Origin of the sequence: Streptomyces sp. Alt3, from assembly GCF_030719215.1 — a bacterium.
Classification (GTDB): Bacteria; Actinomycetota; Actinomycetes; order Streptomycetales; family Streptomycetaceae; genus Streptomyces; species Streptomyces glycanivorans.
This window is the reverse complement of record NZ_CP120983.1, coordinates 7,091,495-7,102,813: the sequence shown is the minus strand read 5'-3', so window position 1 is coordinate 7,102,813 and position 11,319 is coordinate 7,091,495. Positions and strand designations below refer to the sequence as shown.

The window sequence follows — 11,319 nt, the reverse complement described above, 5'->3', positions numbered from 1 at the left end:
GGGCCGAACGGGGCAGGGGGCTCAGCCGTTCTCCGTGGCGTTGTTCACTCCGCTGCCGTGGAATTCGACGAGCGCGCGGAGGGCGCGGGCGTCCGTGACGGCCCGTTCCTTGGAGATTCCCGGCTGGATGCCGAGCGCGGGCATGCTGGTGCCGTCGCTGAGGTCGAGGAAGACCCACGGGTCGCCGGCGCGCAGGTTGACGCGGAGGATCTCCGCCCAGGCGAGCCGGCGCGTACGGGTGATGTTGACGACCGTCACACCTGTCTCGTCGGCCGTGATGTGGGGCCTGCTGAGCAGGGCGAGGACGCCGAAGAAGAGCAGGGCGACGAAGACAAAGCTGGTCCGCTCCCCCGGGCCCAGGTTCTCCAGGATCAACGCGACGGCGGTGATGACGACGAACATCGCCGCCCCCACGGCCAGCAGGACCACCCGGGTGAGGGTGGGCCTGAAGGTGGCCGGAAGGGCGGGGAGTTCGGGAGCCCGGGGTGCGGGAGCGGACATGGCGGCGCTGACGTCCTTAGCTGTGCTCGTGGGCCGGCCGCCGGAAGCCGTCGGCGGGGTCGACGGCTGTCGGAAGCCGTCGGCAGGGGTGGATGGACCCTCGGAGGCGGCGGGCGTGGCTGCCGTCAGAGGCGGCAGGCGTGGATGGCCGTCGTGAGGATGGCGCGCGCACCCAGCTCGTAGAGGTCGTCCATGATCCGCTGGGCCTCCTTCGAGGCGACCATGGAGCGGACGGCGACCCAGCCCTCGTGGTGCAGCGGGGAGATGGTCGGCGACTCCAGCCCGGGGGTGAGTGCGACCGCGCGCTCCAGGTGCTCGACCCGGCAGTCGTAGTCCATCATCACGTAGCTGCGCGCCACCAGGACGCCCTGCAGACGGCGCAGGAACTGCTGCACCTTGGGGTCGTCCTCGGGGGCGCCCTTGCGGCGGATCACCACGGCTTCCGACTTCATGATCGGCTCGCCGATGATCTCCAGGCCCGCGTTGCGCATGCTGGTGCCGGTCTCGACGACGTCGGCGATGACCTGCGCGACGCCGAGCTCGATGGCGGTCTCGACGGCGCCGTCGAGGTGCACGACGGAGGCGTCGACGCCCTCGTCGGCGAGGTGCTTCGCCACGATGCCCTCGTAGGACGTGGCGATCGTCATGCCGGTGAAGTCCTTGGGGCCGGCGGCCGTGCCGGGCTTCGTGGCGTAGCGGAAGGTGGACCGTGCGAAGCCGAGCTGGAGGATCTCCTCGGCCTCGGCGCCGGAGTCCAGCAGCAGGTCACGGCCGGTGATGCCGATGTCCAGCCGACCCGAGCTGACGTAGATCGCGATGTCGCGGGGCCTCAGGTAGAAGAACTCGACCTCGTTCGTGGGGTCGACGAGGACCAGTTCCTTGGACTCCTTGCGCTGCCGGTAGCCCGCCTCATGGAGCATCGCCATCGCAGGCCCGGAGATTGCACCCTTGTTGGGGACGGCGATGCGCAGCATGAGGTCAGGTTTCCTTTGTGCGGAGGGAGTTCCGGGATGTGCGGGGGGTGTGCTCAGAGGTGGGCGTAGACGTCGTCGAGGGAGATCCCGCGGGCGACCATCATCACCTGGACGTGGTAGAGCAGCTGGGAGATCTCCTCGGCTGCGGCTTCCTTGCCCTCGTATTCGGCGGCCATCCAGACCTCGGCGGCCTCCTCGACGACCTTCTTGCCGATGGCATGCACGCCCTTGCCCACCAGCTCGGCGGTGCGGGAGGTGGAGGGGTCGCCGTCGGCGGCCTTGAGCTGGAGCTCGGCGAAGAGCTCTTCGAAGGTTTTGTTGGCCATGATGGTCCTTAGAATACGGGGTCCCGGAGTGCCGCTCAGCGCCAGGGTTCGCTGACGGTGCGCAGTGTGGCGGCGGTGGCCACGGCGGCGGTGACGGCCTCGTGCCCCTTGTCCTCGTGGGAGCCCTCGAGTCCGGCCCGGTCCAGGGCCTGTTCCTCGTTGTCACAGGTGAGCACGCCGAAGCCGACGGGGACCCCGGTGTCGACCGTGACCTGGGTCAGCCCGTTGGTGACGCCCTGGGACACGTATTCGAAGTGCGGGGTGCCGCCGCGGATGATCACTCCGAGGGCGACGATCGCGTCGTAGCCGCGGCCGGCGAGCACCTTGGCCACGACCGGGAGCTCGAAGCTGCCGGGGACCCGGAGCAGCGTGGGCTCGTCGATCCCGAGGTCGTGCAGGGCGCGCAGGGCCCCGTCGACGAGTCCGTCCATGACCTTCTCGTGCCACTGGGCCGCGATCACCGCCACCCGGAGGTCTCCGCAGTTGCGTACGGACAGTTCGGGTGCGCCCTTGCCGCTCATGTCTCTCCTGTGTGTTCGCGTGTGCGTGTGTGGTGGTTACTGGTTGCCGCAGGCGGACGCGGTGGCGTCGAGCCAGGGCAGGTCGTGCCCCATCCGGTCCCGCTTGGTGCGCAGGTACCGCAGGTTGTGCTCCCCGGCCTGGACGGGCATCGGTTCGCGTCCGGTGATCTCGAGTCCGTACCGCACGAGCGCGGCGGTCTTGTCCGGGTTGTTCGTCATCAGGCGCAGGGTCCGCACACCGAGGTCGCTCAGGATCTGGGCGCCCGCCGCATAGTCCCGGGCGTCGGCCGGCAGGCCGAGTTCCAGGTTGGCGTCGAGGGTGTCGGAGCCGCGCTCCTGGAGTTCGTACGCGCGCAGCTTGGACAGCAGTCCGATGCCGCGGCCCTCGTGGCCGCGCAGGTAGACGACGACCCCTCGGCCCTCGGCCGTGATGCGTTCCATGGAGGTGTGCAGCTGGGGCCCGCAGTCGCAGCGCTGGGACTGGAAGATGTCGCCGGTCAGGCATTCGGAGTGCACCCGGACGAGGACGTCCTGGCCGTCACCGATGTCGCCGTGGACGAGAGCGACGTGCTCGACGCCGTCGACGACGGAGCGGTAGCCGTACGCGGTGAACGCGCCGAAGCTCGTGGGCAGCCGGACCTCGGCCTCGCGGCGCACCGTGGGCTCGGCGCTGCGGCGGTAGGCGATCAGGTCCTCGATGGAGATGATCGTGAGGCCGTGCTTGCGGGCGAAGGGGACGAGCTCGGGCAGCCGCAGCATCACTCCGTCCTCGCCGGCGATCTCGACGATGGCTCCGGCGGGACGCAGCCCGGCGAGCCGGGCCAGGTCGACTGCGGCCTCGGTGTGGCCGTTGCGGACGAGGACACCGCCGGAACGGGCGCGGAGCGGGAAGACGTGGCCGGGGCGTACGAAGTCGCCGGGGACGGCCCTGCCGCCCGCCAGCATCCTGAGCGTGGTGGCCCGGTCGGCGGCGGAGATCCCGGTGGTCACCCCGTGCTCGGCGGAGGCGTCCACCGAAACGGTGAAGGCGGTCTTCATCGACTCGGTGTTGTGCGTGACCATCTGCGGGAGTTCGAGGCGTTCCAGCTCCTCGTCCTCCATGGGGGCGCAGATCAGACCGCGGCACTCACTCATCATGAAGGCGATGATCTCGGGGGTCGCCTTCTCGGCGGCGATGACGAGGTCGCCCTCGTTCTCCCGGTCCTCGTCGTCGACGACCACGACGGGCCGCCCGGCGGCGATGTCGCGGATCGCCTGTTCGACGGGGTCCAGCGAGAGGTCTTCGAGGGTCCGGCCGTGCAACCAGGTGGGCTGGGCAGTCATACCGTGGCTCCTTCCAGAGCGGGTGTCCGCGTACGCAGCCACCAGTCGCGCATGCCCCACAGGACGAGGGCGCCGTAGACGACGTAGATGAGACCGGAGAAGGCGAGTCCGCTGTGGAAGTTGAGCGGTACGCCGACGAGGTCGACGAGCAGCCAGGCGAACCAGAACTCGACCATGCCGCGCGCCTGGGCGATCATCGCCACGAGGGTTCCGGCGAAGATGTAGGCGTCGGCCCACGGGCTCCAGGAGAGCGACGGGAAGGCCGTGAACAGCCCGCCGACCGCGAGGGTTCCCAGCGCGGCGCCGCCCAGCAGGTATCCGCGTTCGCGCCAGGTGGCGAAGCGCACGGCGATGGACCCGTCCTGCGCCTGCTTCCTGCCGCGGGTCCACTGCTGCCAGCCCCAGACGGCGACGGCAACGACGATCAGCTGCTTGCCGACGCTGCCCGCCTGCTGCACGGAGACGTTGGCGGCGATCAGGACGACGCCGGACAGGAGCTGGGCGGGCCAGGTCCAGACCGACCGGAGCCAGCCGAGGGCCAGGGCGAACAGGCCGACCGTGTTGCCGATCATGTCGGACCAGATGATGTGCTGCCCGAAAGCGCTGAAGGCCTCCGAGTTCAGCCAGTGCAGGGCGTTCATGCGACCGGCTCCCCGGCTCCGGGGGCGTCACCGTGGGCGAGCAGCCGTTCGACGTACTTCGCGAGGACGTCCACCTCGAGGTTGACCGGGTCGCCGGGCTCCTTGATGCCGAGCGTGGTCAGGGCGAGGGTGGTGGGGATCAGGCTGATCGTGAAGAAGTCGGGTCCCGCGTCGACGACGGTCAGGCTCACGCCGTCGACGGTGATCGAGCCCTTCTCCACCACGTAGCGGGTCAGACCGGCGGGCAGGGAGACCGTGACGAGCTCCCAGTTCTCGGAGACCTTGCGCTCGACGATGTGGCCGGTGCCGTCCACGTGGCCCTGGACGATGTGGCCGCCGAGGCGTCCGCCGAGGGCCATCGGGCGCTCCAGGTTGACCCGGGAGCCGGGGGCCAGTGCACCGAGGCTGGAGCGGTCCAGCGTCTCGGCCATGACGTCGGCGGTGAACTCGTTCTCCCCGAGGTCCACGACGGTGAGGCAGACGCCGTTGACCGCGATGGAGTCGCCGTGCTTGGCGCCCTCGGTCACCACGGGCCCGCGCAGTCGGAAACGGGAGGCGTCGTCGAGCTTCTCGACGGCTGTGACCTCACCCAGTTCTTCGACAATTCCGGTGAACACTCAGTTTCCCTTCCGAGCAGGAACGGGGGCGGCGGTGATGCGCAGATCGGGGCCGATACGGACGGTCTCGGTCACATCGAGGCGCAACGCCTGGGAGATGGTGGAGATTCCGGCATCGGCGAGGGCGGCGGGGCCCGAGCCGAGGAGTACCGGAGCGAGGTAGCCGACGACGGTGTCGACCGCCCCCGCGGCGACGAAGGAGCCGGCCAGGACCGGGCCGCCTTCGAGGAGTACGGAGCGGATTCCCCGGGCGTGGAGGGCCGCGAGCAGGGCGTCGACGTCGAGGCCCGGCCCGGCGGCCGCGCGCGGGAGGCGCAGCACGGCCTCCTCGGGGAGGTGGCCGGCCTCGGCGTCGGCGGCGACCGCGACCAGGGTGGGCGCGGACCCGTCGAGCACGCGTGCTCCTGGCCGGACGGCGGTGGCGCCGGTGTCGACCACCACGCGGAGCGGCTGGGTGGCACCCTCGATGCCGCGTGCGCCCAACTGGGGGTCGTCGGCCCGGGCGGTGCCGGAGCCGACCACCACTGCGTCGGCCTCGGCCCGCAGACGGTGGACGTCGGCGCGGGCCTCGGGGGAGGTGATCCAGCGGCTGGTGGCGTCGGCGGCGGCGATCCGGCCGTCGAGGGTCGCGGCGTACTTCCAGAGGACGTACGGGCGGCCGAGTCGGACCGAGGTGAGCCAGGCGGTGTTGCCGGTCTCCGCCTCGTCGGCGAGGAGGCCCTGCTCCACCTGGACGCCCGCGGCGCGCAGGGTGTCGGCACCGCCGGTGGCCTGCGGATTCGGGTCGCCCACCGCGTAGACGACCCGGCGGACGCCGGCGTCGACGAGCGCCTGGGCGCACGGTCCGGTGCGTCCTGTGTGGTTACAGGGTTCGAGGGTGACGAGGGCGGTGCCGCCCCGGGCCCGCTCGCCGGCCGCGCGCAGGGCGTGGATCTCGGCGTGCGGCCCGCCGGCGCGCTGGTGGAAGCCTTCGCCGGCCTGTTCCCCGGCGGCGTCGAGGATGACGCATCCGACGACGGGGTTCGGGCTGGTGGCGCCGAGTCCGCGGGCCGCGAGCGTGATCGCCCGCCGCATGGCGTCTGTTTCGGCTGCGGTTGCCACCGGGTCCTCCTGCCTCTTCGGGCACGGACTCCGGGGCCTGTCGATGACGACAGATGAAGCGGAACGCAACAGGGGAACGCCGGAGACCGAGGACAGGATGTGGTGGTCCCGGGATCTCCCGGACACATCCGCCTACGGCGGCGTACCTGTGACGGCCCGCCGCGCACTGCCTCCCATCCGGACTTTCACCGTCGGTCCAGGAATCTCACCTGGTCAACCGGCCGCTGGATGCGGACGGGTCGCGGACTATAACCGCCGGTTCGGAATTACACCGACCCCGGAGTGCGCTGCTGCTGGTACATGGTCATTGTGCCACGGCAGGCAGTGATCCGAACGGGTGGTCACTGTGGGACGACTCACAGGCACGGCTGCGGCTGCGGCTCCGGGGACCGGACCAGGTCTACGCCCGCACCGCGTCGGGGTCAGCCGAGTCGGGCCGCCCCGTAGCGCCCGCAGGCGAAGAACGATCGTGTCGGACGTCCGGACACAAGGGCAGGACGTCCCCGCGGAAGGCGCTCCCCCCGGTGCAGCCCGCCCCGACAGAGTGCTCGCACCCGCTTCCCGAGCGGCACCCATGTCTCCGGCCTGTGCGCAGTCGACGATCAGCGTGTCCGAAGACCGCATCGACGAGAGCGGGCGGCGACTGTCAACGACGAGGCCGACGACGGCAAGGGCCCTCGCCGACTCCGGGGGCGACCACATCGAGGCGACCGCCGGGACAGGGCGGGCCGGCACCTCGGCCCTGACAAAAGCTTCCGGTCCCAACTGGACCGCGGCGCGCGCCGGGCCGCATGGCGAAGGATCCGCCGCTAGGAGAGAACGGGCGAGTAGTCCCCGTATGCAGGAGGGCGCCGCAACACAGACTCCTCGATCACGAAGCTCAGGGTCGGCATCAGTTCTCCGGGAGGAGATGGCCTGCCGCGCCAGGCGTGCCGGTACGCGTTGCTCGATCGTCTCCTCGTCGAGAAGTGGCCGCCTCATGACAAACACCGCGCGTGCGTAATCCTCGGTTTGCAACAAGCCCGGCACAGCCATGGTTGCGTACACATGAAGGGTTACCGCCTCGGCCTCCAAACGCGCCATATCCCGGAAGAACGGCGGGTACTGCGATCGCGCCACCTCCTCCTTCAACGCCACCAGCAATCCACTGGCGTCCAGCACCTGGTCTGCCTTGTCAATGAACTACGGCTGCGGAATCCGGCGCCCCTGCTCGAACGAGGCCACCGACTGCGCCGCATAGCCCACTCGTTTACCAAACTCCGCCCGGTCCAGCCCCGCCCGCAACCGCAGCAACTTCAACTGCTTCCCGAACGCGACCGCAACCCCGTTTTCCGGCTTCCCCTCCGGCTGCGTCTCCGGCGAGAGCTGCTCACCCTCCCCCGCGCCCGCGTCCGCACTCAGCCCGTCCTGCGTCATCGCCACCGCCCGTCCCACGTACGTACGCGCCCCGGCCTATCGCGTACAACCAATCAGCGAGGGACGGCTCTTCAAGGCGCCGCCGTACCGACAACAGCGGCCCCGGAAGGCAACGCCCCCGGCTCGTCCCAGCCGGGCACCGTAACCACCCACCCAGCCGCACGCACACCATTCCGGCCGCGTTCCATCGGAGGAGTGGCCCTACGCTTGAGCTTCGGGAATCGGGGGCCGGGATGCGAGCTTCGAGATCCGAGCGATCTTTTTCATCCGGAAGAGTAAGGCATACACGCCTCTCCGGTTTCCAACCTCCCCGCCGCAGCGAGATGCGATTGTCCAGCGCTTCATGGATCTCCTCCAGGAGAGAGCAAATGAATGACGATATAGAAAAATCAGAAACATCACTGGCTCGTGAAATCTTCGGCCCTTTGGGAGGAATCGTCGAAATCGGCGCTGCAGCCAACTCTGTCGATAATTTGCCACTTAATCGCGTCTCGGTCGGAAACTTCGCCAATCGAAACCAAAACGACTTGAACCGCATTCTACACATCACGCGGACGGTCGGAAGTTTCCACGAATCAACGATGACTCTCGTCGATGAGTTGGGTTGGCACGCCGATCACGAAGTTACTGCACCATCCCTGCTCCTGTGGTCCGGAGGAATTGAGAAATATTCTCCGGACATTGAGACGCCTGACGCTGTGCGTCGAATGCTGGGCGCGGGCGGCGACCTGCAATTGGTTCGGCTCATACATGCATTGGTCGGCGCAGCCGTTGCCAGTAAACAGCCTGCGACACTGGCCTCCGAACTGATTGCTGAAGCAATTCAGAGAGCCTGCACTGTGGCTGGAATCCGTGAATCCGGTGCAGATCGCACAGCATTTCGCATGTGGCGCGTCGCCCATCTCCCAGCTGTCCTGATGCCAAGTTCCGGCTCTTCGGAAGCCGTCAGAACTGGTTACAGATCACTCGCGCATGCCATTGAGCGCCTCGTGTCGTGACGAAGGTAGCGAGTTCCTCTCACCGGACACGGAGGCCAATGTCCGCCGGACGAGCAGAGCGCCCGTTCCGCTGCCAGGCACAAGGATCAAGCTGCACAGGACCGACCACTCCTGCCCGGTGACCGGAGAACCCCGTCCCCTCCCTCGCTCCCCACAGCTTCACTGGACTGGAGATCGACGCCCGTGGGGACTTGTCCTGCAGGATGTCGGCTCATCCTGCACCCCCGCCACCTGACCGGACAGGCCGCCCTCGCCCGCACCGCGGGTCGCCTTCACCCTCCAGGGGCGAAGAGGGCGTCCTGGGCCGCATCCCGGGCCGCGAACAGCGCGCCGCGCAGGACCGCCCCGCCCCCCAGCATCCCGGCCCTGACCTCCGTGCGCAGCGGAGACATCCGCGCCAGTCGCTCCTCCACCCGCGCGGCGAGCGCGTCGCCGCCGGCGCGGCCGACCTCGCCTGCCAGGACCAGGCAGCCGGGGTCGACCACGGACACCACGGCGGCGGCTCCGAGCGCGAGACGGTCGGCGAGCGCCCCGAGGAAGGCGTCGGCGTCCGCATCGTCGGCACGCAGCGCGGCCCGGACAGCGAACGCGGCCGCGGGGTCCTGTTCCTGTGCCCCCTCCACAGAGGGGCCCCATGGCTTGATGCCGTGGTGGGCCGCCAGCTCGCAGACGGCGGCCGAGCCCACCAGGGAGTGGAATCCCCCCTCGCAGTTGACCGACGAGGGGACGCCCGAGGTTCCGGGCACCGGCAGGAACCCGATCTCCCCGGCGCCGCCCGAGGCGCCGCGTCGCAGCTTCCCGTCGAGCATGACGGCGGCGCCGATGCCGTGGCCGAGCCAGAGCAGGACGAAGGTGTCGCGGTCCTGGGCGGCTCCGATGCGGTGTTCGGCGACGGCGGCGAGGTTGGTCTCGTTCTCCACGAGGACGGTGGCGTCCAGGCGCTGCTGGAGTTCCCTGACCAGCCCCCCGTGCCAGGCGGGGAGCCCCGCGGTGTTCCTGAGCTCGCCGGTGACCGGGTCGATCAGGCCGGGGGCGCCGATGCCGACGCTGTGCAGCGGGGCCGTGCCCGCGGTGCGGGCGGTGCGCTCCAGCATCCCCACGGCCCGCTCGACGGCGAACCGCGTGCCGGTGTCGCTGCCGATCGGCAGGGTCGCCTCGGCGAGGGTGACGCCGAGCAGGTCCGCGACGGCGACGGCGACGCTGTCCGTACGCACGTCGAGGGCGGCCAGGTGCGCACGGTCGGCGACGATCCCGTACAGCCGGGCGTTGGGGCCCCGGCGGTCCGATCCGCTCTCCCCGACCACCCGGACCAGGCCGGCGTCCTGAAGCCGGTCCACCAGATCGGCGACCGTGGGGCGGGACAGGCCCGTCAGGGTCTTCAGCTGAGTGGCCGTCAGCGGGCCGTCCTGCTGGAGGAGTCGCAGGGCGAGCCGGTCGTTGATGGCCCGGGCGGTGCTCGGGGATGCGGGCATGCCGGAATCCTTCCAGACCTCTGACGGTCCGCCGCCATAGGGGGTTATTTATCAGGCAGGGTTCCTGATAGTTTACGGCCCGCACCGCACGACAGGCGCCGGGGCACCGGTCTGCCGCAATTCATCAGGGGAGGGCACGGCGTATGACGAAGGACTCGACTGTCCCGGTCTTCGGCACGGAGCAGATCAGGCGGGCCAGATACGCGGTCGCCGCCGTCTTCGCCGTGCACGGTGCGGTGACCGGCAGTTTCGCGACCCGGGTGCCGTGGATCCAGGACCACGCCTCGGTGAGCGCGGGCCAGCTCGGTCTCGCGCTCGCCTTCCCCGCCATCGGGGCCTCCCTGGCCATGCCGCTGGCCGGCAGCGTCAGCCACCGCTTCGGTGCCCGGACGGCCCTGCGGGGTCTGCTGGCGCTCTGGACACTGGCACTGGTCCTGCCCGCCCTCGCCCCGAATCTGCTCACGCTCTGCCTGGCACTGTTCGTCTACGGGGCGACCGCCGGCATGTCGGACGTGGCGATGAACGCCCTCGGCGTCGAGGTGGAGAACCGGCTCGACCGGTCGATCATGTCCGGGCTGCACGGCATGTGGAGCGTGGGCGCCCTGGTCGGTTCGGTGGCCGGCACGGTCGCCGCGCACATCGGGTCCGACGCGCGGCTGCACCACGCCCTGGCAGCCCTGGTGCTGACGGCGCTCGGCCTGGTGGCCTGCCAGGGCGTCCTGGACCTGCGCAGCGAGCCCGACGAGGAGCCGCCGCCGCGCTTCACCCTTCCGCCGAAGTCCGCGCTGGTCATCGGAGCGGTGGGCTTCTGCGCGGTTTTCGCCGAGGGGGCCAGCATGGACTGGTCGGCGGTCTACCTCCGCGACGTCATGGGCAGTTCGGCCGGGCTCGCCGCGGCGTCGACCACGGCGTTCGCCCTCATGATGGCCATCGCCCGGATCGCCGGCGACAAGGTCGTCGACCGGTTCGGAGCGGTGCGCACCGTACGCGTCGGAGGCGTCCTGGCCACGATCGGCGGACTGCTCGTGGTCCTGTCGTCCGGTCCGGCCCTGGCGCTCTGCGGCTTCGGCCTGCTGGGCCTCGGAGTGGCGGTGGTCGTGCCGCTGGCGTTCGCCGCGGCCGGACGCAGCGGCACGAACCCGAGCAGGGCCATCGCGGGCGTCGCCACCATCACGTACACCTCCGGGCTCATCGCACCGTCCGCGATCGGTTCACTGGCCGAGGCGACCTCGCTGCTCGTGTCGTTCGGCCTGGTGACGGTGCTGGCGTTCGGGCTGGTCCTGGGCGCGGGAGTGCTGCGGGCGGGCGACCGCAAGGTCGCGGAGGGTGGCATGGCGCTGCCGTCGCCGACCAGGAGCACGACGGACGGCTGACAGCTGACGGCGGCCGGCCGGGAGCGGGACCGTGCCCGGTTCCGCTCCCGGCGGGC

11 protein-coding genes, 1 pseudogene and 1 riboswitch are annotated in these 11,319 nt (G+C 70.2%); of the genes and pseudogenes, 2 read left to right on the top strand and 10 right to left on the bottom strand.

Going from position 1 to position 11,319, the window contains the following annotated elements; all coding sequences use genetic code 11:
• Positions 1-21: 21 nt before the first annotated feature.
• The 9 genes and pseudogenes from P8A20_RS31495 to P8A20_RS31455 form a co-directional block, all read right to left on the bottom strand.
• Positions 22-501: a PH domain-containing protein gene (locus P8A20_RS31495; RefSeq protein WP_147962401.1), complete on the bottom strand. Its 480-nt coding sequence runs from the start codon at positions 499-501 to the stop codon at positions 22-24.
• 125 nt (positions 502-626) lie between these two features.
• On the bottom strand, positions 627-1,475 hold the full coding sequence (hisG, locus tag P8A20_RS31490; protein WP_306104698.1) for an ATP phosphoribosyltransferase: 849 nt from the start codon (positions 1,473-1,475) through the stop codon (positions 627-629).
• A 53-nt stretch (positions 1,476-1,528) separates the two neighbouring features.
• Positions 1,529-1,801 (bottom strand): phosphoribosyl-ATP diphosphatase, encoded by a 273-nt coding sequence (locus P8A20_RS31485; protein ID WP_014157415.1) that lies wholly within the window; start codon positions 1,799-1,801, stop codon positions 1,529-1,531.
• Between the two features lie 35 nt (positions 1,802-1,836).
• Positions 1,837-2,322 (bottom strand): 6,7-dimethyl-8-ribityllumazine synthase, encoded by a 486-nt coding sequence (gene ribH / locus P8A20_RS31480; RefSeq protein WP_014157414.1) that lies wholly within the window; start codon positions 2,320-2,322, stop codon positions 1,837-1,839.
• A 36-nt stretch (positions 2,323-2,358) separates the two neighbouring features.
• Complete coding sequence (locus P8A20_RS31475; protein ID WP_306104697.1) at positions 2,359-3,645, bottom strand: bifunctional 3,4-dihydroxy-2-butanone-4-phosphate synthase/GTP cyclohydrolase II; 1,287 nt, start codon at positions 3,643-3,645, stop codon at positions 2,359-2,361.
• Positions 3,642-4,286: a nicotinamide mononucleotide transporter family protein gene (locus P8A20_RS31470; protein WP_147962398.1), complete on the bottom strand. Its 645-nt coding sequence runs from the start codon at positions 4,284-4,286 to the stop codon at positions 3,642-3,644. Before P8A20_RS31470 ends, P8A20_RS31475 begins: the two co-directional genes overlap by 4 nt.
• Positions 4,283-4,903 carry a riboflavin synthase gene (locus P8A20_RS31465; protein WP_306104696.1) on the bottom strand — a complete coding sequence of 207 codons (621 nt, stop codon included), beginning with the start codon at positions 4,901-4,903 and terminating at the stop codon, positions 4,283-4,285. The genes P8A20_RS31470 and P8A20_RS31465 overlap by 4 nt, the downstream gene beginning before the upstream one ends.
• Positions 4,904-6,004: a bifunctional diaminohydroxyphosphoribosylaminopyrimidine deaminase/5-amino-6-(5-phosphoribosylamino)uracil reductase RibD gene (ribD, locus tag P8A20_RS31460; RefSeq protein WP_306104695.1), complete on the bottom strand. Its 1,101-nt coding sequence runs from the start codon at positions 6,002-6,004 to the stop codon at positions 4,904-4,906. It lies immediately after the preceding gene.
• Positions 6,005-6,163: 159 nt separating this feature from the next.
• A riboswitch (FMN riboswitch) is annotated at positions 6,164-6,294 on the bottom strand.
• Positions 6,295-6,849: 555 nt separating this feature from the next.
• Positions 6,850-7,420 (bottom strand): annotated as a pseudogene (locus P8A20_RS31455) (Scr1 family TA system antitoxin-like transcriptional regulator); the annotation flags it as partial.
• Positions 7,421-7,788: 368 nt separating this feature from the next.
• Here P8A20_RS31455 and P8A20_RS31450 point away from each other — a divergent pair.
• Positions 7,789-8,418 carry a hypothetical protein gene (locus tag P8A20_RS31450; protein WP_306104694.1) on the top strand — a complete coding sequence of 210 codons (630 nt, stop codon included), beginning with the start codon at positions 7,789-7,791 and terminating at the stop codon, positions 8,416-8,418.
• 272 nt (positions 8,419-8,690) lie between these two features.
• Here P8A20_RS31450 and P8A20_RS31445 read toward each other — a convergent pair whose 3' ends face one another.
• Positions 8,691-9,890: an ROK family transcriptional regulator gene (locus tag P8A20_RS31445; RefSeq protein WP_306104693.1), complete on the bottom strand. Its 1,200-nt coding sequence runs from the start codon at positions 9,888-9,890 to the stop codon at positions 8,691-8,693.
• Between the two features lie 143 nt (positions 9,891-10,033).
• Here P8A20_RS31445 and P8A20_RS31440 point away from each other — a divergent pair, with 143 nt between their 5' ends.
• Positions 10,034-11,263: an MFS transporter gene (locus P8A20_RS31440; protein ID WP_147962393.1), complete on the top strand. Its 1,230-nt coding sequence runs from the start codon at positions 10,034-10,036 to the stop codon at positions 11,261-11,263.
• The last annotated feature ends 56 nt before the right edge of the window (positions 11,264-11,319 follow it).